Origin of the sequence: Achromobacter deleyi (genome assembly GCF_902859705.1) — a bacterium.
In the GTDB taxonomy this organism is placed as follows: domain Bacteria; phylum Pseudomonadota; class Gammaproteobacteria; order Burkholderiales; family Burkholderiaceae_B; genus Achromobacter; species Achromobacter deleyi.
In genome coordinates, this window is record NZ_CADIJO010000030.1 from 13,199 (window position 1) to 35,747 (window position 22,549).

22 protein-coding genes and 1 tRNA gene are annotated in these 22,549 nt (G+C 67.8%); 11 read left to right on the plus strand and 12 right to left on the minus strand.

Translation table 11 applies throughout. The features are described from left to right. Positions 1 to 43: 43 nt before the first annotated feature. Complete coding sequence (locus tag HV798_RS27535; RefSeq protein WP_175193883.1) at positions 44 to 433, minus strand: DUF4180 domain-containing protein; 390 nt, start codon at positions 431 to 433, stop codon at positions 44 to 46. 120 nt (positions 434 to 553) lie between these two features. On the opposite strand from HV798_RS27535, the gene HV798_RS27540 reads away from it, so the two are divergent. Continuing rightward, positions 554 to 1,357: a class I SAM-dependent methyltransferase gene (locus HV798_RS27540; RefSeq protein WP_175193882.1), complete on the plus strand. Its 804-nt coding sequence runs from the start codon at positions 554 to 556 to the stop codon at positions 1,355 to 1,357. On the opposite strand, the gene HV798_RS27545 is transcribed toward HV798_RS27540, so the two are convergent. The 3 genes from HV798_RS27545 to HV798_RS27555 all read right to left on the minus strand — a co-directional run bounded on the left by HV798_RS27545 (position 1,344) and on the right by HV798_RS27555 (position 5,184). Next, entirely contained in the window at positions 1,344 to 3,584 is a 2,241-nt protein-coding gene (locus HV798_RS27545) for a DUF4135 domain-containing protein (RefSeq protein WP_175193881.1), read from the minus strand. The two genes, HV798_RS27540 and HV798_RS27545, sit on opposite strands and share 14 nt — an antisense overlap. Positions 3,585 to 3,594: 10 nt before the next feature. Further along, positions 3,595 to 4,044, minus strand: coding sequence for a type III secretion system chaperone (locus HV798_RS27550; RefSeq protein ID WP_175193880.1), 450 nt, complete (start codon positions 4,042 to 4,044; stop codon positions 3,595 to 3,597). A 99-nt stretch (positions 4,045 to 4,143) separates the two neighbouring features. Continuing rightward, positions 4,144 to 5,184 (minus strand): LacI family DNA-binding transcriptional regulator, encoded by a 1,041-nt coding sequence (locus tag HV798_RS27555; protein WP_175193879.1) that lies wholly within the window; start codon positions 5,182 to 5,184, stop codon positions 4,144 to 4,146. A gap of 141 nt (positions 5,185 to 5,325) precedes the next feature. Here HV798_RS27555 and HV798_RS27560 point away from each other — a divergent pair, with 141 nt between their 5' ends. Both HV798_RS27560 and HV798_RS27565 read left to right on the plus strand, forming a co-directional pair. Next, entirely contained in the window at positions 5,326 to 6,666 is a 1,341-nt protein-coding gene (locus tag HV798_RS27560) for an MFS transporter (RefSeq protein ID WP_025139060.1), read from the plus strand. After that, entirely contained in the window at positions 6,663 to 8,063 is a 1,401-nt protein-coding gene (locus tag HV798_RS27565; RefSeq protein WP_175193878.1) for an amidase, read from the plus strand. The genes HV798_RS27560 and HV798_RS27565 overlap by 4 nt, the downstream gene beginning before the upstream one ends. A 20-nt stretch (positions 8,064 to 8,083) precedes the next feature. On the opposite strand, the gene HV798_RS27570 is transcribed toward HV798_RS27565, so the two are convergent. Further along, positions 8,084 to 9,475: a lysozyme inhibitor LprI family protein gene (locus tag HV798_RS27570; RefSeq protein WP_175193899.1), complete on the minus strand. Its 1,392-nt coding sequence runs from the start codon at positions 9,473 to 9,475 to the stop codon at positions 8,084 to 8,086. Positions 9,476 to 9,690: 215 nt separating this feature from the next. Between HV798_RS27570 and HV798_RS27575 the strand changes: the two genes are divergently transcribed. Genes HV798_RS27575 through HV798_RS27585 form a run of 3 tightly spaced genes read left to right on the plus strand, consistent with a single transcriptional unit; the run spans position 9,691 to position 11,634 of the window. Continuing rightward, positions 9,691 to 10,383: a MarC family NAAT transporter gene (locus tag HV798_RS27575; RefSeq protein WP_281360924.1), complete on the plus strand. Its 693-nt coding sequence runs from the start codon at positions 9,691 to 9,693 to the stop codon at positions 10,381 to 10,383. Next, positions 10,367 to 11,425 (plus strand): Lnb N-terminal periplasmic domain-containing protein, encoded by a 1,059-nt coding sequence (locus tag HV798_RS27580; RefSeq protein WP_175193898.1) that lies wholly within the window; start codon positions 10,367 to 10,369, stop codon positions 11,423 to 11,425. The genes HV798_RS27575 and HV798_RS27580 overlap by 17 nt, the downstream gene beginning before the upstream one ends. Continuing rightward, a complete protein-coding gene (locus HV798_RS27585; RefSeq protein ID WP_175193877.1) occupies positions 11,422 to 11,634 on the plus strand; it encodes a hypothetical protein in 213 nt (70 codons plus the stop codon). The genes HV798_RS27580 and HV798_RS27585 overlap by 4 nt, the downstream gene beginning before the upstream one ends. A gap of 37 nt (positions 11,635 to 11,671) precedes the next feature. On the opposite strand, the gene HV798_RS27590 is transcribed toward HV798_RS27585, so the two are convergent. Further along, the gene (locus HV798_RS27590) at positions 11,672 to 12,355 is read right to left on the minus strand and encodes a YoaK family protein (protein ID WP_175193876.1); all 684 of its coding nucleotides are present in this window, start codon (positions 12,353 to 12,355) and stop codon (positions 11,672 to 11,674) included. A 134-nt stretch (positions 12,356 to 12,489) separates the two neighbouring features. Between HV798_RS27590 and HV798_RS27595 the strand changes: the two genes are divergently transcribed. Both HV798_RS27595 and HV798_RS27600 read left to right on the plus strand, forming a co-directional pair. After that, the gene (locus tag HV798_RS27595) at positions 12,490 to 13,314 is read left to right on the plus strand and encodes a lysozyme inhibitor LprI family protein (RefSeq protein ID WP_175193875.1); all 825 of its coding nucleotides are present in this window, start codon (positions 12,490 to 12,492) and stop codon (positions 13,312 to 13,314) included. Between the two features lie 253 nt (positions 13,315 to 13,567). Beyond that, positions 13,568 to 13,786, plus strand: coding sequence for a hypothetical protein (locus HV798_RS27600; protein WP_175193874.1), 219 nt, complete (start codon positions 13,568 to 13,570; stop codon positions 13,784 to 13,786). Positions 13,787 to 13,900: 114 nt separating this feature from the next. On the opposite strand, the gene HV798_RS27605 is transcribed toward HV798_RS27600, so the two are convergent. Both HV798_RS27605 and xth read right to left on the minus strand, forming a co-directional pair. Next, positions 13,901 to 13,976, minus strand: a tRNA-Ala gene (locus tag HV798_RS27605). A gap of 70 nt (positions 13,977 to 14,046) precedes the next feature. Then, entirely contained in the window at positions 14,047 to 14,829 is a 783-nt protein-coding gene (gene xth, locus HV798_RS27610) for an exodeoxyribonuclease III (RefSeq protein WP_175193873.1), read from the minus strand. Positions 14,830 to 15,233: 404 nt separating this feature from the next. Here xth and HV798_RS31890 point away from each other — a divergent pair, with 404 nt between their 5' ends. Then, a complete protein-coding gene (locus HV798_RS31890) occupies positions 15,234 to 15,365 on the plus strand; it encodes a hypothetical protein (RefSeq protein WP_281360925.1) in 132 nt (43 codons plus the stop codon). A gap of 2 nt (positions 15,366 to 15,367) precedes the next feature. Here the strand turns inward: HV798_RS31890 and HV798_RS27615 are convergent, their stop codons facing one another. Both HV798_RS27615 and HV798_RS27620 read right to left on the minus strand, forming a co-directional pair. Then, positions 15,368 to 16,144, minus strand: a complete 777-nt coding sequence (locus HV798_RS27615) for a 3-oxoacyl-ACP reductase (RefSeq protein ID WP_175193872.1) — start codon at positions 16,142 to 16,144, stop codon at positions 15,368 to 15,370. A gap of 101 nt (positions 16,145 to 16,245) precedes the next feature. Then, complete coding sequence (locus HV798_RS27620) at positions 16,246 to 17,049, minus strand: FadR/GntR family transcriptional regulator (protein WP_025138985.1); 804 nt, start codon at positions 17,047 to 17,049, stop codon at positions 16,246 to 16,248. A 234-nt stretch (positions 17,050 to 17,283) separates the two neighbouring features. Between HV798_RS27620 and HV798_RS27625 the strand changes: the two genes are divergently transcribed. Beyond that, positions 17,284 to 18,717: an aldehyde dehydrogenase family protein gene (locus tag HV798_RS27625; protein WP_175193871.1), complete on the plus strand. Its 1,434-nt coding sequence runs from the start codon at positions 17,284 to 17,286 to the stop codon at positions 18,715 to 18,717. A gap of 110 nt (positions 18,718 to 18,827) precedes the next feature. Beyond that, on the plus strand, positions 18,828 to 19,532 hold the full coding sequence (locus HV798_RS27630; RefSeq protein WP_025138983.1) for a riboflavin synthase: 705 nt from the start codon (positions 18,828 to 18,830) through the stop codon (positions 19,530 to 19,532). 72 nt (positions 19,533 to 19,604) lie between these two features. On the opposite strand, the gene HV798_RS27635 is transcribed toward HV798_RS27630, so the two are convergent. Beyond that, a complete protein-coding gene (locus tag HV798_RS27635) occupies positions 19,605 to 21,098 on the minus strand; it encodes a M81 family metallopeptidase (protein WP_175193870.1) in 1,494 nt (497 codons plus the stop codon). A gap of 18 nt (positions 21,099 to 21,116) precedes the next feature. Then, positions 21,117 to 22,418 (minus strand): MFS transporter, encoded by a 1,302-nt coding sequence (locus HV798_RS27640; RefSeq protein ID WP_175193869.1) that lies wholly within the window; start codon positions 22,416 to 22,418, stop codon positions 21,117 to 21,119. Positions 22,419 to 22,549 lie beyond the last annotated feature (131 nt).

Consider the following 22,549-nt stretch of genomic DNA (forward strand, 5'->3'; position numbering starts at 1 on the left):
GGCGCAGCCCCGCGTCACGGGCGGCCGGCCAATGCAAGGGCAATCAGGCCGCGGCCGGCGCCAGCCGCGCTTCAAACGCCGCTGCGTCGTCCAGCAACCAGAACACGCGGCCCCGGTTGGTCTCGTAGGCAAAATCGCGCAGCGACTTGCTGGCGGCCAGGTGCGCCGAGATATCGCCCACCACCGCGCAATGCAGGCGGTAGTTGACGAACTTCTGGATCAGTTCGCCCGCGATGCGGGTTTCGAGGCGGAAGAAATCGGGATGCACGCGGGCGGCCGGCAGCTCCAGCCACTCGGCCTCGTGTTCCCACGCGGCGCTGATCAGGTCGTTGGTGTCCTGGCCCGTGGCCAGGATGGGGCCGGTGTCGCTGAAGACCAGGGTGCGCAGGCCGCCGATGTGGCGCACGGTGGGGGATGACGTAGGGGCGTTCATGTCCGCTAGAATAACGCCCGTCCACCGGAGTCTGCCAACATGATCCTCGCCGCCTGAACACATCGCCCGCTGCCGCGCCTGACTGCCGGCCGCTGCCCGCATCACGTTCATGGAGGCCTCATGCCTGCTCACACTTCGTTCGACCTCATCGCCCACAACCAGGCCGCCTGGGACCAGCTCGCCGCGCAAGACTGCGAATGGTCGCGGCCGGTCACCGCCGACCTCATTGCCGCCGCCCGCCAAGGTGACTGGTCCGTGCATCTCACGCCCGGCCCCTTGCCGGCCGGCTGGCTGGACCACGTCGCCGGCCTGTCCATCCTGTGCCTGGCGTCTGCCGGCGGCCAGCAGGCGCCGGTGCTGGCCGCGGCCGGGGCCCAGGTCACGGTGTTCGACCTGTCCGAACGCCAGCTGGAACAGGATCGTGCCGTGGCCCGGCGCGACGGCCTCTCGCTGACCGCCGTGCAAGGCGACATGCGCGACCTGTCGGCCTTTGCCGACCAGTCCTTCGATGTGGTGTTCCACCCGATTTCCAACCTGTACGTGCCCGACGTGCGGCCCGTGTGGCGCGAGTGCTTCCGCGTCTTGCGGCCGGGCGGCAGCCTCTTGTCCAGCTTCTACAACCCGGTGGTTTTCGTTGGCGACCGCGATCCGGCGCTGGCCGGGCAGGGCCTGATCCGGCCGTTGCACGCGCTGCCGTACGCCGATGTCGACGCCCTGGACCCGGCCGCGCTCACCGCCAAGCGCGCCCGCGGCGAAGCGCTGGTGTTCGGCCATACGCTGCAGGACCAGATCGGCGGCCAGCTCGATGCCGGCTTCGTCCTGGCCGGCTTTCACGAAGACCGCCAGCCGCGTCCGCGCTTTTTGATCGACCGCTACCTGCCGACGTTCCTGGCGACGCGCGCGGTGAAACTCACTGGCGCGTGATGTCGTCGATCATCCGTTGCGTCTTGCCGTTCGGAAATTGCAGCACATAGGCCTCGCGCGGGGACTGCTCGTTCATCCAGCTGCCTGCCAGGGTGCCCAGGCGATCCAGCACGGCATCGGACACGCCTGCCAGCAGCGCTTCCAGCCCTTGGGCGTGCGTGTCGGCGCGCGTGGGGAAATAGTCGTGCGGACCGGGGCCCCATTGAAAAGGCTGGTTGGTCATGCCGTCCGGGAACAACGCCTGGCCCGAAACCTGCCGGCTGAAGTAGGGGATGTCGTGCTGCTGGTAGGCGCCGTACATGGCTTGCCGAAGCGCGTTCAGCTTGGCGGCATCCTGGCTGCACAGGGTGATGTCGGCGAGTTTGTCGTCCAGCGATTGGGTAGGGGTGGTCCCGTCGTACAGGTCGTTCACCGCCTGCAGGGCGCTGGCGTTGAATGATTCAAAGCGCAGATCGCTCAGCACGGTGCGCTGGTCCCCCGTGCTGATGGGGTGATAGCGCAGGTGGAAATCCGGGATCGACGCATGAAACTGAGGCAACCCCTGGCCGGAGGCATCGCGTACGGCCTTCAGGCCCGCCGTCACGCCTTGGCCGAAAGGCTGGTGGTAGCGCGCGTAGAGGTTGTCGTCTTCCCCGTCGGGGGCGCGCCGGTTGTCAAGGTATTGCGTACCGTCCGGACCCACCGTGCGCAGGATGACCAGGCTTTCGATGACTTCACTGCTGGTGTCGGCCGGATGGAACCGGCCCTGGGCCACCGTGCACGGGCTGCATAGCGGATTGTTGTCGGTCGCTCGCTGGAACGTATCGTTCAATATCATGCTGCGCATGAGGTCGTCGTACTCGGCCCGCGCGGCCACCTGGTCGGAAGGCACGCCATCCGCATCGAGCGGGCCGGGCTGGCGCGACAGTAGTTGCGTCGCATAGCCGATGGCTTGCGGCGACAGCGCGAATTCCAGGTCCGTGAAATAGAAGCGGCCGCCGCTGACCATGATGTTCTCGTGGTGCAGGTCGCTGGCGCCGGCCAGCATCAGCGCGCCGATGGCCCGGCCCAGGTCGCCGAACACCCGCGGCGCGTCGGTCGCGTCGATCACATGGTCTTGCGCATCGCCGTGGGGCAGGAACTGCACGTAGCCATAATCCACGTTCGCTTGCTGCCGCGGCAGAAAGCGGTAGGTCATGGCGTCCGCGCCGGCCATTTCCAGCAGGCTCTGGCGGGGGCCTTGGGCGTCGGGCGCCAGGTGTGCGCCGGAAAGCGCCTCGTCGATGCGCACGTCGCGCGGCTTGTACACGACCTGCCGGTCTGCGCCGAAGCTCAGGATGGCGACGCGGTTGCCCTGCTTGTGGGGGTCGCTGTCGGTCAGCCTGATGCCTTGCAGCTTGCCCGGCGCGTTGTCGCCGAAGAAGCGCGTGCCGATGTCGGCCTTGTCCTGGTCGACCCGGTTCAACAGCGTGTTCAGGCAGGTCACGAAGCCCGCGACTTCGCGTTGCAGATGCACGTTCAGGGCCGGTACGTCCTGATGCAGGCGGGCCAGGCCGCCCAGGCTGTCCAGGGTGGCGATCACCTCACCTGCGGATTTGCCGTTCAGCCCCTTGACCGTGCTGGCGGGCTGCATCGATTGCGCAAACAGCGCACGCACGATGTATTCCTCGATCCGCGGCGCCAATTGCGAGGCCAGGCGGCCGGCCAGTTCCAGCCGGGCCGTGCCGTCGGCCTGCACCAGGGCAGGCAGCACCTGCCGCAGGGCATCACGCAATGTCGGCACGATGAGCGCGTTGTGGGCGCCTTCCGGCAGCTCGCATTCGCCCAGGACATAGTCCAGCGCGGTATCCATGTCCGAGGTCGAGGCGCCGGGCTGCGACGCCAGCTGCAAGGCGGCCATGCGCGTGGGTTCCCAGCCTTCGGCCTGCTGGATCAGCGTGGCAACGCGGCCGGCGGTCAGGGGCTGTATCGGTTCGCGGGCCAGCACGGCAGCGGCGGCTTGTGGGCTCAGGCCCTGGCTCAAGGCATCGTGGAAGGCCTGCAGCACTGCCTGCTGCTGCGCGAACAACGGGCCTTCGAGCAGGTTGTCGCCAAACTCGATGACCTGGTCGAGCAACCAGGCCAGCCCGGTGCTTTCGGGCCGCGCGGTCAATGTCGGCGCCTGCGGATTCTGCCTGTCGATGTCGATCTGGTCGCTCGCCGCGCGGTTGGCGGCGATGTTCCTGAATTGGCTGATGTCAAAGCCCATGGCGTGCTCCTCAGGCTGGCATCCAGGTGCCGGGGGCAGGCGCGGCGCCGGCGGTATCGTCGGCCGGCGCCTGCAGCGACGCCTGCCAGCGCAGGGCGTTCTGGGCGAATGCCGCAATGCCGTCCGCCAGGTCCGGCACGGCGGGCTCGGCCAGCGGCCGGCGCGCGCTGAGGATGGCGGTGTCGCCCTGGCGGGTCAGTCCCAGCGTGTAGGGCGAGGCGCCCGCGCCATTGGCTTGCAGCATGCGGACATGGACGGCGGCACGATGCTCGGCGGGCACGTGGCCCAGCGAGGCGAAGATCTGCACGTCGCGGCCCTGCGGATCCACCGCCAGGTTCACCGCCATCCGGCCGTCGATGATCAGCGTGCAGGTGCCGTCCTGCCCCACGGGCAGGGAGGGCTGGCCCAAAGCCTGGGCCAGCGCCGCCAGCAGTTCCTCGAAACGTACTTGGGGGTTCATGCGCCTCTCCTGGTGCGATGCGTCGGCCGCCACGGCCGGGATGCCAGGAAAGTGAGTAACGCCCCGTCGCGGATGGTTCCGTCAGCCGGGGCGGCAGCGTCAGCCCGGGATCGGCCGGTCGCTGCTGCCGCGCACCACCAGCGCGGGTGCCAGCCGCACGCTGTCCGGCTTGCCGCCCGCGATCTTCTGCAACAGCAGTTCCAGGCCCAGACGGCCCATCTGGTGCATGGGCGAATGAATGGTGGTCAGGCCGATGGGCAGGGCGCCCGCCAACGGCGTGTCGTTGTAGCCCACGATGGCCACGTCGCGGCCGGCTTCCAGGCCCTGTTCGCGAGCCGCGCCCATCACGCCCACCGCCAGGAAGTCGTTGACCGCGAAGATCGCGGTCGGGCGGTCGGGGCCGGCCAACAGGCGCGCACCGACGTGACGGCCCGCGTCGGTATCGAACGGGCTTTCGATGCGCCAGTGGCCGGGCACTTCCACCCCTTGCCGCGCACAGGCCGCGAAGAATCCCGCCGAGCGGTCGCGCCCGGTGCTGGCGAACGGCTCGCCCACCATCACCGCGATGCGGCGGTGGCCCATGGCCAGCAGGTGTTCGGCGGCCAGGCGGCCGCCTTCGATATCGTCGCAGGTGACGGCGCAATGGTCGTCGGCATGGCGGCTGACCAGCACGAACGGCACCTCGCGCTGCGCCAGCTCGGCCAGCAGGGGATTGACCTCGGCGCCATCGTGGCTGTGCGCATCGCCCAGGATCAGGCCGTCCACGCGGCGCGCCAAGGCCATCTCGATCAGCTTGCGCTGCTTGTCCGGCACGTCCTGGGTGTTCGATACGAAGGTCAGGTAGCCGTGTTCGGCTGCGGCCTCGTCCACGCCTTCGTAGATGGTGGCCAGCACCATGTCCGACAGCCGCGGCACCAGCACGCCAATGGTGCGGCTGCGGCGCGTCTTCAGGCTGGCCGCATGAGGGTTGGTCTGATATTGCAGTTCGGCGGCCAGCGTACGGATGCGTTTGACGGTGTCGGGCGCGGCGGCGGCGCGTGCGTCGTCCTCGGAACCGTTGAGGACGCGGGACACGGTCGAAACGTTCAAACCGAGCTGCCGCGCCAGGCTTTGCAGCGTGACAGGGCGCGATTTATTCATGGGGCTGGAGGATACACGCTCGAATACCGCTGTTGGGTATTCCCCGGCAACCTAGGGTTTACACGGTGTCGATTTTTCGCGTTCGACCCCTTAGTATTCCGCAACCCAAACGTTTGGGTAAAACGACTGGATCGATTCGCAATGACACCTGACACCCAGAATTCCCGGTTCCGCTACCGGATCTTCACCATGGTCGTGCTGCTGGCACTGATCAATTACATCGACCGCGGCGCCATGTCCTACGCCGCCGCCCACATCACCGGCGAATACGGCCTGGACCGCGGCGACTGGGGCTCGGTCCTGGGCTACTTCGGCTACGGCTACATGGTCGGCGCGCTGTTCGGCGGCATGCTGGCCGACCACTTCGGCCCGCGCAAGGTCTGGATCGTGGCCGGCGTCACCTGGTCCATCTTCGAGATCGCCACCGCCTGGGCGGGGGATTTCGGCCTGGCCTTCCTGGGCGGCTCGGCGCTGGCCGGCTTTGCCACCATCCGCATCCTGTTCGGCGCGGCCGAAGGCCCGGCGTACTCCATCATCAACAAGACCATCGCCAACTGGGCCACCACCCGCGAACGCGGCTTCGTGGTCGGCTTCGGCCTGCTCAGCACGCCGCTGGGCGCCTTGCTGACCGCCCCGGTGGCCGTGGGCCTGCTCAGCCTGACCGGCAGCTGGCGCGCCATGTTCTACATCCTGGGCGCGGCCGGCCTGATCGTGCTGGTGTTCTTCATGCGCATCTTCACCGACCGCCCGGAAACCAATCCGCGCGTGTCCCCGGCCGAGCTGCAGGAAATCCAGGCGTCCCGCGCCCAGGCCGCGGCCGGGCAGGGCGACGATGCCCCGCCGCTGCCGTGGTGGAGCTTCTTTCGCAGCAAGACCCTGGTGCTGAACACCCTGGGCTACTTCTCGTTCATGTACGTGAACTTCCTGCTGCTGACCTGGACCCCGAAGTACCTGCAGGACAACTTCGGCTACAGCCTGTCGTCGCTCTGGTACATGGGCATGATTCCCTGGACCGGCGCCTGCGTCACCGTGCTGCTGGGCGGCCGTATTTCCGACCTGCTGTTCAAGCGCACCGGCAGCCTGAAGATCGCCCGCAGCTGGTTCGCCGCCGGTTGCCTCTTGGCCACCACGCTGTGCTTCCTGCTCGTATCGCAGGCGCAATCGGTGTTCGCCGTGATCGCCCTGATGACGCTGGCCAACGCCCTGAACGCGCTGCCCAACTCGGTCTACTGGGCCGTCGTCATCGACACCGCGCCGGCCAACCGCGTCGGCACCTTCAGCGGCCTGATGCACTTTTTCGCCAACATCGCGTCCATTCTGGCGCCTACGCTGACCGGCTACCTGGCCGCGCGCCACGGCTATTCGGTCATGTTCGTGGCCGCTTCGGTCGCCACCGCGGTCGGCATGTGTGCGATGCTGCAGGTTCGCCCCGGGGTCGGCCCGCGCCTGCCGTCCGCCCCGCGCCAAGGAGCCGCACGATGAACCCGCAACACCCCCCACGCCCGACCCTGGCCGTCGAGCCCGGCTTTTTCGCCGGCCGCACGCTGGCCGACCTGCAGGACGCCATGCGCCAGGGCGCGCTCAGCGCCGAAGCCCTGGTGCGCCATGCCGGCGCTGCGATCGAGCGCCTGAACCCCCAGCTCAACGCCTTCGTGCACGTCGATATCGACGCCGCCCTGGCCACGGCGCGGGCCCTGGACGACGAGCGCGCGCAGGGCCGGGTGCGCGGACCGCTGCATGGCATTCCCGTCGCCATCAAAGACAACGTCGACACCGCCGACATGCCCACCACCATGGGCGCCGCGCACTTCCTGGGCCACCGCCCCGCGGCCGACGCCGACTGCGTGGCGTTGCTGCGCGCGGCCGGCGCCATCGTCATCGGCAAGACCTTGACCCACGAATTCGCCTACGGTCCCACCGGCGACCGCAGCGTGCAGGGCGCCTCGCGCAACCCGTGGCGCACCACCCAGATCACCGGCGGTTCCAGCGCCGGCAGCGCGGCGGCGGTCGCGTCCGGCATGGTGCCGGTGGCGCTGGGCACCGATACCGGCGGCTCGGTGCGCGTGCCGTCGGCGCTGTGCGGCCTGGTGGGCTTCAAGCCCACGCACGGCCGCGTGTCGGCGCAAGGCCTGTTCCCGCTGTCGCCCAGCATCGAAGATGCCGGCGTGCTGGCCAATACCGTGCAGGATGCCCAGGCCTTCATGCAGGCCTTGTCCGGCGGCGCCATCGGCGCCTTTGCCGACGCCGCCAATCCGGGCCTGGCCGCGCCGCGCATGATGTGGGTGCCCAACGCGCCATTCGCCATCGACGAGGCAGCGGTCACCGCCTGCGTGCGCGCTGCGGCGCTGCGTTTTCTGGGGGCATCGGACGACGCCGGCCTGCAGGACGGCGCCGAGGTCACCCGCCATGCCCGTGCGCTGCAAGGCGCGCTGGGGGCCATCCAGCGTTCGGAAGCCTACGCCGTGCATGCCGAACGGGTCGAGGACGAACCCGAAAAGTTCGACCCCGAAGTCCTGGAACGCCTGCGGGCCTCGCGCCCGGTGCAAGGCTGGGAATACGTGCGCGCCATCAACACCCGGACCCGGCTGCGCGCCGTGTTCGCGGAAATCTTCGAGCGGGTCGACGTACTGGCGCTGCCGACGGTGGCCATCACCGCGCCGGCCTTGCAGCAGCGCAGCGTGGCTGGCCCGGGCAGCGCGGGCGTGCGCGAAACCCTGCTGGGCCTGACCAATCCGTGGAACCTGCTGGGTTTGCCGGCCATCGCCTTGCCGGCGGGTTTCGTCGACGGCATGCCGGTGAGCCTGCAGCTGGTGGCGGCCGAAGGCTCTGACGCGCGCCTGCTGGCCTTGGCGGCGCAGCGCTGGCAACCGCCGGCCTGACCCGCGGGGGGCGACCGGCCTTAGCCGTTGTCGCCCACCACCGGGCCGATCGACGTGTCGGTCTTGATCACGTTGCGCTTGCCGGTCAGGTCGAACGTCTGTTCCTTGCCGTCCGGACCTGGGTCGCGGATCCAGAGCTGCGCGGCCAGGCCGTCCTTGTTGTAGCTGCCGAACCAGTCCACCACCCGGCCGATATGGCAGCGTTGGCCGACGTACACGGCCATGTCGCCCACGATTTCGTAGCTGTAGTGCCCGGCGCCGAAACTGTAGTAGCTGTCGCGGTCGTCCTGGGACACGCCGGGCGGCATCGGGCACAGCGGCTCTTCGCCGCTGTAGGCCTCGCGCACCTGGCTGGTGTCGATGCCCTTCAATGAGCGGGTCAACTCTGCGTGCAGGGTGTCGTCCAGCGTCCGGGTCGCGCCGTTGTCAAGCTTCTGCTGCTTGGGCACCGACATCCCGTAGCGGTAGCGCACCGTCAGCGTCGGCACATCGCCGATGCGGTGCAGCGGCCGCATCAGGTACACGCGGTCTTGTCCGTAGGCGCCCACGCGGTAGGCCACGTAGACCCGATCGCGCAGGCGGATCCAGGTGCCTTCCTGGTTGGCGCCGCGGCCATTGATGGTGTACAGCGACGAACCGGCATCGCCGTCGGCATTGCCGACGTCGGCCGGCACGAAGCGCGCGCCGTCGCGGCGCCAGGCGCTGACATCCGAAAACAGGCCCGTGCCGCCCACATAGGCATCGATGACCAGGTCGCGCCGGCCGTCGCCGTCCAGGTCCATCAGCGTGTAGCCGACGTTGCCGCCTTCGGCCTCGACCTCCAGGCCGGACGCCTGCAAGGCGCGCCATTCGTCGTCCGTCACGCCGTCCGGCCGCGCCGTGGGAAAGTGCGCCGCGTCATCGCTGTCTTTGTCGCGCACGTTGGCAAAGGTCGTCGTGCCGGCCTTGACCGACAGGGTCTCCAGTGTTTTCTCCAGCGGGAATTCCGGATCGTTCGCCCGCGCCGCGTCCACGGCCTGGCGCAGGTCGGCCAGCGCCAGGCGGTCGATGTCATCGGGCTGATACGCCTGCACGCGGGCCAGTTGCGCTTGCAGGTCGGCCACGCGCGCCTCATAGCGCGTGCGCAGGCAGGCGGCATCGGCGCGGCACAGGTCGCGCTGCTTCAGCCAGCCGCGCTGCGTCTGCCGCAACGCATCGGCCTGTTGCGGCTGGGCCGCGCGCAGCTTGCCGTAGGTGGTGCCCAGCTCGGCGTCCAGCGCATACAGGCCCGGGTCGGCGCAAATGGCGATTTCGGCAGGCGTGCGGGCGCGGCCACAGTCCATGCCGGCTGCTGCCGCGGGCGCGGCAAATGCGGCAAGTGCGGCAAGCGCCAGGGGCAGGGCGGCGAACAGGCAAGGCGAGAAACGGCGCATCAAGGGGCAAACTCCTGAAGGGCGAAAGGGGGCGCGGCGGCCGCATCGATCAACCCGATGCCATCCGCGCAAGCAGGCGGCATCGTATAGGAACCGGGACTAGGGTAAATACTAGAACTTGCCTTTGCTTACATTACACTAGAGGGCCTGGTGCAAATCGGTGCGGGCGAATCATTGCGCGCCTGCCTCGATCCGCCGCTCTTTCCCCCGCCGCGATGATTGATGATCTGGTTCAACTGGGCAAGCTGGTCAGCCTGGGCCTGGCGCTGATGCTGCCGCTGGCCAACCCGCTGACCTCGATGACCCTGCTGCTGTCCCTGGGACAGCACATTCCCTACAAAGAGCGCGAACGCCAGATCCGGCAGGCCGCCTGTTATGTGGTGGGCATCATGCTGGTGACCTACTACGCGGGCGCCTGGATCATGGCCACCTTCGGCATTTCTATTCCCGGCCTGCGCATCGCGGGCGGCCTGATCGTGGCCAGCATCGGCTTTTCCATGCTGTTTCCGTCCAGCACGGCCACCGACGAGCGCGAGGCCGACGTGGCCGCCGACGTCGCGGTGCACCGGCAGGTGCCCAACATCGCCTTCGTGCCGCTGGCCATGCCCGGCACCGCCGGCCCGGGCACCATCGCCATGATCATCAGCGCCGCCTCGACCGTGGGCGGCGAAACCGCCGGGCACTACCCCGCCTGGACCATCGCCGTCACGCCGATCATCGTATTCGTGCTGCTGGGCTTTCTGTTCTGGATCTGCCTGCGCTCGGCCGGCCGCATCGTCGCCCTGATCGGCAACAGCGGCGTCGAAGCCATCTCGCGCATCATGGGCTTCCTGCTCGTCTGCATGGCGGTGCAGTTCGTCATCAACGGCGTTCTTGAAATCGTGGCCCAACATGCCGCCGGCGCCTGACGCTTCCAGCCTCGCCCGGCGCTGCCTGCGTGTGCTGGGCCTGGCCGCGCTGAGCCTCGTGATCCTGTGTTCCATGGTGTGGGCCTGCCTGGCCCTGTGGTACCAGGGGCCGTCCGCGGCCTGGGCCAAGGGGCTGCTGATGCTGGCCTGGACGGCACTTGGCCTGTATGCGCTCTTGCGCCTGTGGCACGGCGTCGGTCGGCTGCGGCGCCGGCCCGCGCTGTGGGCCTACGTCGTCGCGCTGGTCGTCCTGGCGCTGTGGTGGCAGGCCATCGCCCCGTCCAATGACCGCGTCTGGGCCGACGATGTTGCCAAGACGCTGCGCGGCACGGTCGCCGGCAACCTCGTCACGCTGGACAACGTGCGCGACTTCAAGTGGCGCTCGGACACCGACTACACGCCGCGCTGGGAAACCCGCGTCTACGACCTGAACGACCTGCAATCGGTGGACATGGTGCTGTCGTACTGGGACGGCCCGGCCATTGCGCACACGCTGGTGTCGTTCGGCTTTGCCGACGGCCGCCACATCGTGTTCTCGGTCGAGATCCGCAAAGAACGCGGCGAACAGTTCTCGGAACTGGGCGGCTTTTTCAAGAAGTTCGAATTGAGCGTGGTGGCGGCTGACGAACGCGACGTGCTGTACGTGCGCGCCGGCCCGCGCGCCGAGAACGTCTATATCTACCCCGTCAAGATGCCGGTCGCGGACATGCGCGAACTGTTCCTGTCGTACATTCGCACCGCCAACGACCTGGCCGACACGCCGCGCTTCTATCACACCGTCACCGCCAACTGCACCACGCTGGTCTATCGCATGGTGCGCGCCATCGTGCCGGGGTTGCCGCTGGACTACCGCATCCTGCTGTCGGGCTATCTGCCCGAATACCTGTACGACCAGGGCGGGCTGGACACCAGCCTGCCGCTGCAGACGCTGCGCGAACGCGGCTTCGTCGGCATTCCGCCCATTCTGGGCGAAGACTCGATGGGCTTCTCGAAGTCCATCCGCCGCCACCTGCGCGCCGGCCAGGCCGAGGGGGCGCCATGATCTCGGGTCGCGCCGTGCTGTGGTGCCTGCTGTTGGGGGTGCTGGTGATGCTGCTGGTGCGCATGCCGGGCGTGCGGCTTTATGACTACCTTGCCACGCGTTGGCGGGGCGGGCAGACCGACGAGCCTGCCGTCGAGGCCCATGCCGCCGAGGCGTCGACGGCATCCGCCAATCCGGCGCCCGGGCGCCAGGTGCGTCAGCCGGGGTAGGCCGCTTGCACAGGGCGGCCGCGCGGGTGCTGCCTCATCAGCCGGGATAGCGCCGCGCCAGGCCCTGGCCCGCCAACGAAATCACGGGCGGCGCCACGAAGGCCCACAGGCCGATGCCCGCGTGCAGCAGCGCGGCCGCGCCGCAGCCCACCGCAAACGCCAGCACCGCCCGGCTCATCCGCGCCATGCGGCGCTTGCCGGCTTCGTCGCATTCGCCGCGCGCGGCATCGGCCAGGTCCAGCATGATCTGCGTGGTGGTGCCCGTCATCAGCGTCGACGGCGGCGCCGCGCTCAAATGCACCCGGTGCACCGCGTTCTGGATCGACATCGCCAGCACCATCGTCATGCCGGTGGCGAACAGCCCCCAGCTGTCGCCCACCGGAAACGGCCCCAGCGCCAACGCCACCGCTGCCGCCACGCACAACAGCAGCGTCTTCATCGACAGCAGCCACATGAACGCCGGCCGCCCCGCATCGCGCCGCGACTGGCCATACAGCCGCGCGAGGAACACGCCCAGGCAGAACACCGGCAACGCTGCCAGCTTGGTCCAGGCGCCGGATGCGCCGTTGCCCAGCGCATAGCCGATCGTCACGAAGTTGCCCGTCACGTGTGCCGAGAACAGGCCGTGCAAGGCAATGAACCCCAGGGTATCGACATAGCCGCCGTTCAGGCTCAGCAGTAACGGCAGGCGTTCATCGGCAGGCGCGGCGGGGGAGGGCATGGGCTTGTGGCTCCGGTGGCAAAGGGCGAAATAACGCATCGCTGATGGGGTTGTAGCGCAGTTCAGCCGGGCCGCCCAGGCGGTGCGGCAGCTGGGATAAGATAAGCGCCCGGACGCAAAGCACGCTATCCATCATGCCCATTTTCCCGGTCACCGCCGACCTTTGCCTGAACGTATCCGCTGCACGTGCGCACCCGCGCCCCACGTGGCGCGCCTGGGTGATCGGCGCGGCGCTGTCGCTATCCGCCGTCGCCACCCCGGCCCATGCCGAAGCCACCCTGGTGGTCGACCTGCTCGACATGGCGCGCGACGGCGACCAGGCGGCGGCCCTGCTGGGCGTGATCGCCATCGACCGCAACGAAGAACAGTTCGCTGAAAGCCCCGTCCAGTCCGGCGCGTGCAGCGGCCCCGTGCCCGAGGACATCAACGCCGACGGCGCCTGCTACGCGGTGCTGTTGCGCGACAGCCACCTGCAGATTTCCAACCTGCGTTCAGACGTGGTGGCGCAATTGGGCAACACCGACTACCTCCTGCTGCGCTGGCGCACGTCGCCGGTGGGCAACGCTTCCGCCGCCGACGCCGGTGGCCGCTTCTTTCAGGCCCAGGTCGGCTACAACGGCTTCTACAACGGTAACCAGGGCGAATTTTTCGACCTCAGCCGCTTGCCCGGCGAGCTGAACCCGAACCGTCCCTACGCCTTCCTGCAGCAGTATTACGACGACCGCCTGAACCAGATCTACCGCCACACCCTGGCCGCGCCGGCGTTGCGCCCCGAACACGCCGAAACGCTGCGCCAGGCGCAACGCGAATGGCTGAACAAGACGCAAGCCATCTGCGATGCCCCGGAAATGGCCGAACCCGAAACCCGCGCCAAGTGCATCGCCGAACGCAGTGCGCAGCGCGTCTGGGAAATCAAGGCCTTGCGGCTGGAATGGGGCGTGGCGAAAGACCTGACCTAGCCTCTAGCGATGGCCGGCCTGGCGAGGATTGCAGGGCAACGTTTTTTTGGGGCGGCCTATCCCGTCGCGCTTTCCCCATCCCGCTTTTTTCCGTGCGCCTTCCCGCTTCTCTTCCCGCTTTTCGTCCCATTTCCTGTTTCGTCGTGTTTCCAAGCACCACCAGCCGCTACCATAATTGCATGGCCGTTGGTAGACTTCGTCCATGGGTGTGGCGTCGAAGCTGCACGTCCACCCCCTTGCACGGAGAACGATCATGAGCACTTGGGAATTGGCCAGTACCGTCGCCGCCTTGGCCGCGGTCGCAGGCGGCGTGCTGATGCATTATCCCGGCGCGGTTCTGTACGACGTGGTGGCCACGCGCCTGCGGCGCCAGCCGTCCGCACGGCCTGGCGCGGCGCAACCCAAGCCGGCCGCTCGGGCAGGCATGGCCCAGCCGGTGCCGGCGGCCAGGCTGCATAATCTGGCGCAATAAGCCACTGCGGTGCCCTTGCGGCCATGACGGGCCGCGTGTTGCAGCCCTGGCAATCTGGATTTCCGAAAACAAAAAAGCCTTGGACGCGAGTCCAAGGCTTTTTTGTCTGGAATTTGGTGGAGCGGAGGAGGATCGAACTCCCGACCTTCGCATTGCGAACGCGACGCTCTCCCAGCTGAGCTACCGCCCCAATCAAGCAAGACCAAAACTATACAGGAACATTTACAGGCCGCGCAAGCAGGCGGCCCGTGAAACAGGCCTTAGTCAAACGTGAGCGTGGCCACCACCGGCGCGTGGTCGGACGGCTGCTCGTTGCGGCGCGGTTCCTTGTCGATCACGCAGGCGGTGCAGCGCTTGACCAGCGGGGCCGACAGCAGGATGTGGTCGATGCGCAGGCCGGCATTGCGGCGAAAGGCGAACTGGCGGTAATCCCACCACGAAAACGACTTTTCAGGCTGCTCGAACAGGCGGAAGGAATCGGTCAGGCCCAGGTCGATCAGGTGATTCAGCGCCTGGCGTTCCGGCACGGACACCAGCACCTGGCCTTCCCATTTCTCGGGGTTGTGCACGTCTTCGTCGGCCGGGGCGACGTTGTAGTCGCCCAGCACCGCCAGGCGCGGGTATTGCTTGATCTCGTCGGCCAGCCAGGCGCGCATGGCCTCGAACCATTCCAGCTTGTAGGCGTACTTGTCCGAGCCGACGGCCTGGCCGTTGGGGCAGTACGCGCAGACTACGCGCACATCGCCATCCGCGCTGGGGAAGGTCAACGCCAGCACGCGCTGCTGCGGGTCTTCGTAGCCGGGAATGTTGCGCACCATCGACGTGCCCGGCATGCGCGACACGATGGCCACGCCGTTGTACGTCTTCTGGCCGGCCCAGACGGCGTGGTAGCCCGCCTCTTTGAAAGCGGCTTCGGGGAACTTGTCGTCGGTGAGCTTCAACTCCTGGATGCACAGCACGTCGACCGGGTTGGCGGCCAGCCAGTCCAGCACCTGCGGCAGGCGTACGTTGAGGGAGTTGACGTTCCAGGTGGCGAGTTTCATGTTTCTTGTGGATCGCTTCGGTGTTGCGGGAGGGCGGGCAGCGGGGGCCGCGTCAGGAAAGCCTGGCCGCGTGCGCGCTGCGCGCCAGGCGATGCGCCGGGACAGGCCAGATGATACCGCGCGTGGGCGACAGGGCTGCCATGCGCGGCTTGCGCTTACGCCGTTGCCGACAGGCGGTCTTCAGACGTGGGCGGGTGGCAATGACGCACCGCCTGCGCATCGCTGACCCAGGCGACTAGAGCGAAAAATGGAAAAGTGTGTTCGGATAAATGGAACTTTGGCAGAATATGGGGGCCGGCCCCAATTTTTTTCCGATGAATCCCATGAGTCCTGGTCGTGTTGATTTTCGAGGCGCATGCCGCGCCGCACGCTCGCAATGGCGCCCCTTTCTACTGGGGGTGCTGATGGTCTTTCTGGTTGCGTTGACCTGTTATCTGTATCTGCACGGTTCTGAACGCGCTGAACGCGCCGCGCTGGCCATCGGCGGCACGTTCATCGGCATGCTGGGCGTGGCGTGGTGGGTCTGCCGGCGGTAAGACTATCCCTTCACCAAGCCCCCATCCACGATCAGGTTCTGTCCCGTCACCGCGCGCGACCACGGGCTGGCAAAGAACAGTACCGCGTCCGCGAACTGTTCTGGCGTGGTCACTTCGCGCAGCGGCGTGCCTTCGGCAATCAGGTCGAATACGGCTTCGGGAGTGGCGGCCGACGCGTCGGTGGTGCGCAGCAAACCGCCGGACACCATGTTGACGGTGATGCCATCGGCGCCCAGTTCCTGCGACAGGGTGCGGGTGAAGGCCAGCAGCGCGGCCTTGGCGGCCGTGTAGTCATGGTAGGGCACCACCGGGTTCTGGACCAGATTGGTGCCCACGTTGATGATGCGGCCGCCGCCGGCTGCGCGCATCAGCGGCAGCACGGCCTGGGTGGTGTTCAGGGCCGCGCGCACGCTGCCTTCCAGTTGCGCCTGCATCTGCGCCCAGTTCAGCGTGTCGGCGTGCGGACGCGCATCGCCGTTGAACTGGAAGGCGGGCAGGGCGTTGTTGACCACGGTGCTGACGGGCCGGCCGAAATGCTGGCTGGCGCGGGCGACCATCGCGGCCACGGCCTCGGCATCGCGCACATCGGCCTGCAGCGCCAGGGCGCGGTCGGGCGCGGTGGCGGCCAGCGCGCGGGCCTGGGCCTCGCTGTTCAGATAGTTGATGACCACCTGCGCGCCTTCGCGCAGGAAGGCGCGCGCGATGGCCGCGCCCAGGCCGCGGCTGGCGCCGGTGACGATGACGAGTTGCTGGTTCAGGTTCAAGACGGGACGTTGCATGGGAGATTCATGGCGCGTGCAGCGCCGCGGTTCGGATTCAGGAAAACGGTCGCTGGCCGGCGGCATGGCCGGACAAGCACCGAAGGCGCAGTGGCGCCGGTTCAGTGTTCCGAGCCGCTGTTGAGCATGCGGCTGCGGGCTTTCTCGATATGGGCCAGCATGATGTTGCGGGCGCCGTCGGCGTCCTGCTGCTGGATCAGGCGGTAGATCTGGCGGTGCTCGTCGATGGCGGCGCGGGTGCGCTTCCAGGGTTCGCTGTGAACCAGGTGGCGCATCATGTTGACGGCATGGCTGACGTCGTATTCCAGGGACTTGAGCACTTGCACGAAGCGCTGGTTGCCGGTGGCCGCGGCGATGGCGCGATGAAAACCGTAATCGTGGTGATGGGCGATGGCGCCCGCTGCGTCGGCCGCTTCGTAGCCGGTCAGCATGCGGTCCATTTCGTGCAGATCGTCGTCGGTGCGGCGCAGTGCGGCCAGATAGGCGCATTCGGGTTCGATCACGCGGCGCAGTTCCAGCCCTTCCAGGATGTGGCCCACGCGCCGGGCCGGGTCCACCGCGGGCATGCCGCCCATCAGGTCGGGTTTGGCGCGCACGTAGCTGCCGGACCCGCGTATCGACTCGACCAATTGGTCTTCGCGCAGCCGGTCCAGCGCCTGGCGCACGACGGGGCGCGACACTTCGAACAGCGCGGCCAGTTCCAGTTCGGTGGGTAGCTTGGCGCCCGGGCCGATCTTGCCGGTGGCGATGGCATAGAACAGGCTTTCGTAGACGCGCTCGGCGAACCGTTCGGCGCGCACATAGCCCAACCCGGAAGCGACTTCCGCCAGCACATCCAGTTCGGGCCGCGGCCGGCTGGCCGCGATCAGCAGCTTGTCCAGCTGCGGGTCGCGCACATTGCTCATTGCTAGGTTCCTCCGGTCGGGCCGGTCGGTTTTGTTATCTATCCTGACAAATCGGGTCGGTGGCAGGGGCTTTGCAAGGTCGCCATCCAACTAGGGATTTCCCCAGGTCGGCCCAAATTATCCTGAAGCTTGGGACGAAAGGTGTCAATTGAATTGACAAATCGAGGAGGGCTCTCGTACCTTGTTCCGATACCGACACCCCCGCCATACGGCCCACACTTTACTCCGCACACCGTGACTCAGAAGAACTTTATCGCCAATCAATGGGTGGCCGCCGCCACCGGTGAAACCATTCCCGTGCTGAACCCGTCCGATGGCAAGCTGTTCGAGGCCATCGCGCGTTCCGGCGAGGCGGACGTGGACCGCGCAGTCGTGGCCGCGCGCGAGGCCTTCGAGGGCGAGTGGGGCCAGATGGCGCCAGCCGTCCGCAGCCGCCTCTTGATGCGCATCGCTTTCGCGTTGCTGGACCGCCAGGAAGAACTGGCGCAGCTGGAATCCGCCGACACCGGCAAGCCGATCAAGCAGGCCCGCGCCGACGCGGCCGCCGTGGCCCGCTATTTCGAGTTCTATGCCGGCGCGGTGGACAAGCTGCATGGCGAGACCATTCCCTACACCCCCGGCTTCACGGTGCTGACCGTGCGCGAGGCGCATGGCGTGACCGGCCACATCGTGCCGTGGAACTATCCGCTGCAGATCTTCGGGCGCAGCGTGGGCGCGGCCCTGGCGGCGGGCAATGCCTGCGTCGTCAAGCCGGCCGAAGACGCCTGCCTGTCGCTGCTCAAGGTGGCCGAGATCGCGGCCGAAGCCGGCCTGCCGGCCGGCGCGCTGAACATCTGCACGGGCTACGGCCACGAAGCCGGCGCGGCGCTGTCGGCGCATCCGGGCATCGACCACATTTCGTTCACCGGTTCGCCGCAGACGGGCAAGATGGTGGCGCACGCCGCCGCCGACAACCACGTGCCGGTCACGCTGGAACTGGGCGGCAAGTCGCCGCAGATCGTGTTCGACGATGCCGACCTGGACGCCGCGATGCCGGTGCTGCTGGCCGCCATCATCCAGAACGCCGGCCAGACCTGCTCGGCCGGCAGCCGCGTGCTGATCCAGCGCGGCGTGTACGAAAAGGTGTTGACGCGCCTGGGCGAGGCGTTCTCGGCCACCGTCACCGGCCCGGCCGCCCAGGACCTGGACGTGGGCCCGCTGATCAGCGCTCGCCAGCATGACCGCGTGCGCGGCTTCCTGGCCGAGGCCGAAGCCGAAGGCCTGAAGGTCGCCGCGCGCGGCAAGCTCAAGGACGGTACGCCCGAATCCGGCTTCTACCAGCCGCCTGTACTGTTCCGCGACGTGCCGCCCAATAGCCGCCTGGCGCAGGAAGAAGTGTTCGGCCCGGTGCTGGCTGCCATGGTGTTCGACACCGAGGAAGAGGCCCTGGAAATCGCCAACGGCACGCTGTACGGCCTGGTGGCCGGCGTGTGGACGCGCGACGGCGGCCGCCAACTGCGCCTGGCGCGCAAGCTGCGCGCCGGCCAGGTGTTCGTCAATAACTACGGCGCCGGCGGCGGCGTGGAGCTGCCCTTCGGCGGGTCGCGCCAATCGGGCTACGGCCGCGAAAAGGGCTTCGAGGCACTCTACGGCTTCACCACCCTGAAGACCATCGCCATCCGCCACTGATCCGGCGGCAATCGGGCGCCGCGCCTCGCCCGGGGCGGGCGTCCGGTGGCAAAATATCGGTTAACTTTGATGTTTTGCCAGGGGCGCCACGCCCCGTATCCAGGATCAGCATGTTCACCGGTATTGTCCAAGGCACCGCGAAGATCGCGAACATCGCGGACCGCGAAGGCCTGCGCACGTTTACGCTGCAATTTCCCGAAGGCTTCTGCCAGGACCTGGCCATTGGCGCCAGCGTCTCGACCGACGGCGTCTGCCTGACCGTCACCGAAATCCTCGACGCCAACCAGGCCACCTTCGATGTCATGCTGCAAAGCCTGGCCATCACCACCCTGGGCAGCTACCAGGAAGGCGACCGCGCCAACGTCGAGCGCGCCGCCAAGGATGGCGCCGAGATCGGCGGCCACCCGCTGTCCGGCCACGTCGATTTCACCTCGGAAGTCGTGATGGTGAAATCGTCGGACACCAACCGGCTGATGCGTTTTTCCATCCCCGAGGCATTCCGTAAATACGTCTTCGCCAAGGGCTACATCGCCATCAACGGCGCCAGCCTGACCGTATCGGAAGTGAACCGCGCCGAAGGCTGGTTCGAAGTCTGGCTGATCCCCGAAACCCGCCGCATGACGGTGTTCGAAGACAAGCAGGTGGGCGATTCGGTCAATATCGAAATCGAACGCAGCACCCAGGTCGTGGTGGACACGGTGCGCGAAACCGTCCAGGAAAGCCTGGGCCGCCTGCAGCCCCTGCTGGAAGCCATCCTGAAGGAAAAAGGGCTGACGCTCGAAGATTTCGTCAGCCCCCAGGGCAAGCTCAAGTAACGCTGGCCCTGCGCGACGCGGCGGCCGTCGTGCCGCTTGCCGCGTCATTCGGGCCTGTTCGCGCCCATTCGTTCACTCGGTAAACGCGCGCCCCAGCGGCTTGACGCGGATGCCCGGCTGCAGCCGGGTCCAGGGCAGGTCGGCGGGGTCGGCCTGCATCGGGCCGGGGGCCTTGGCCACCAGCACCTCGTGCGCGATCGGCTGGAAGTCGGCGCGAAAGTGTACCGAGCTCTTGACCACCAGGATGGCCATTTCCTCGGGCTGCACGCCGCCCACGCGGAACAGGTTGCGGTCCAGCATCTGCGTCTTGGTGGCGCTGACCACCACGCGCACGCCGCCCAGCCGCAGGCCGGCCACGGCTTCCAGGTCTACGTCCATGCCGTGCATCATCGGGCCGTCATAGCGCAGCTTGCCGGGCGACAGCGTTTCCACCACGAATTCCCCTTCGAAGGGCGTATCGCCGGCCACGCCGGACTGCCCGCCCAGCCGCAGCCGCACCGTGTTGCCCACGCCCGCGGCCGTGGCCTGGCGCACGGCCTCGGGATCACAGAGCAGGCCCAGCGCCGCGTTCTGCGCGTCGGCCTCGACCAGCGCGCGCAGCATGCCGGTGGTGTTGGCGTCGCCGCCCGCGCCGGGGTTGTCCTGCGTGTCGGCGATGACCACGGGCCGCGAGGCGCCGGCCGCCAGGGCCTGCGCGCGCTTGACGGCGTCGGCCGGCGCCAGGAAGTCGGGCGACCATTGCGGCTCCAGTGCCAGCACGCGTTGGTACAGCGCTTCGGTCACGCGTTCGACCGCGGCGGCGTCGGTGCCATAGGCCCAGACCACCGGCCCGCATTCGGGAAAGTCCGCTGCCGGAAAGCCCGGCGCGAACGAGATGGACGCGACGCCCGGCGTCTTTTCCAGGCGTTCCAGTTCTTCGTACACGCCCTGCGACGGCTGCAGCAGCGTGCACATGCCGTTGATGGGAATCAGGAAGGGCAGGCGGCGCTCGGCCCGCACCCAGGCGTTGCCCGCCGCGAGGCGCGCGGCCAACAGGCGCGCGGTGTGCTCGCCGGTATCGGCCATGTCCACGTGCGGGTAGGTGCGAAACGCCGCCAGGCCATCGGCCTCTTGCAGCATCTGCGCGGTGACGTTGGCATGCAGGTCCAGGCTGGCCACGACCGGCAGATCGGGGCCGGCCACGGCGCGCACGCGCGCCAGCAGCTCGCCTTCGCCATCGTCCAGGTGCTCGGCCACCATGGCGCCGTGCAGGTCCAGGTAGATGGCGTCGTAGCCGCCGGCCCGGGCCGCGTCGACGATCTCGCCGGCAATGCGCTCATAGGCGTCGCGGGTGACGTGCGCCGACGGGCTGGCGCCCGCCCAGATCACGGTGCTGACCGTATGGCCATCGGCCAGCACGGCGTTGATGAAGCCGCCCGCGGGGATGTTGACCTCGCGCAGGGCCAGCATGTCTTGGCCGCGCACCATGGCGGGAAAGCCCTCGCCACGCACGAAGTTTTCGTAGGCGGCCTTGGACGGCGCAAAGGTATTGGTTTCGTGCTGGAAGCCAGCCACCAGGATATGCATGATCGATTCCTTGGTTCGTCAGGCGCGCGCGGGCGCGGATTTCGGAGGACGGTTCACCAGCAGCAGCAAGGCCCCGGCCACCAGCAACGCCGAGATCACATACAGGCCGCCGGCCAGCGTGCCGGTGGCCGCTTTGGACCAGCCGATGATGGAAGGGCTGAGAAAGCCGCCCAACAGGCCGATGCTGTTGATCAGCGCGATGCCGCCGGCCGCGGCCTCGCCTTGCAGGTACTGCGACGGGATCGCCCAGAATACCGTGTATGCCGCCCACATGAACCCCGTGGCCAGCGTGATGGCCGTCAGGGATAGCGCGAATTGCGTCGGCGCGGCGGTGGCCACGCACAGGGCGATGCCGGCCAGCAGCGCGGGCACCAGCGTGTGCCAGCGGCGCTCGCGGCGGCGGTCCGAACTGCGCGCGAACGCCAGCATGAAGATGGCCGCGGCGATGTACGGAATCGCCGAATACAGGCCGATCTCCATCGTGTCCTGCACGCCCGCCAGCTTGAGCAGGGTGGGCAGCCAGAAGCTCACGGCGTAGATGCCGCAGATTAGGCAGAAATACGTCAGCGCCATGCCGTAGATGGCCGGGTCGCGCAGCACCTGGGCAAAGGCGTGCTTCTTGTGCGCGCCGCGGCTTTCCAGGTCGGCGGCCAAGAGGGCCTTTTCGTCGGCGCTGAGCCAGCGGGCATCGGCCGGCTTGTCGTCCAGGAAGCGAAAGGCGATGACGCCCAGCAGCACGCAGGGCAGGCCTTCGAGCAGGAACATCCATTGCCAGCCGTCCAGCCCGTGCGCGCCGGAGAACGCCGTCATGATCCAGGCCGACACCGGGCCGCCGACGATGCCGCCGATGGGGCCGGCCAGCATCACCACGGCCATCACGCCGGCCATGCGCGACTGCGAATACCAGTAGGTCAGGTAGAAGATCATGCCGGGCGCGAAGCCGGCTTCGAACACGCCCAGCATGAAGCGCAGGACGTAGAAGCTCCATTCGCCCTGCACGAACAGCATCGAGGCCGACGTCAGGCCCCACAGCACCATGATGCGGCTGATGGTGCGGCGCGCGCCGATGCGCGTCAGCAGCAGGTTGCTGGGCACCTCGAACATGACGTAGCCCAGGAAGAAGATGCCGGCGCCCAGGCCGTAGACGGCATCCGAGATGCCGATGTCCTGCTGCATCTGCAGCTTGGCAAAGCCGATGTTGATGCGGTCCAGGTAGGCGAACACATAACAGAGCAGCAGGAACGGCAGCAGGCGCCAGGTGATCTTGCGGTAAAGGGGAGCCAGGCGCGGATCGGCGCCTGGCGTGGCCTGATGGGGCATTGTCGGGTCTCCTCGCGCGGGTCTGCGCCCGCGGCGGCTGAAATAGGGGTGGCGGTCCCGGGGCGGGTCCGCGCGGCGTCCATATTGCGAGAGCCGGGTGTTCGAAACAATGACCAGGGTGATAAATTATC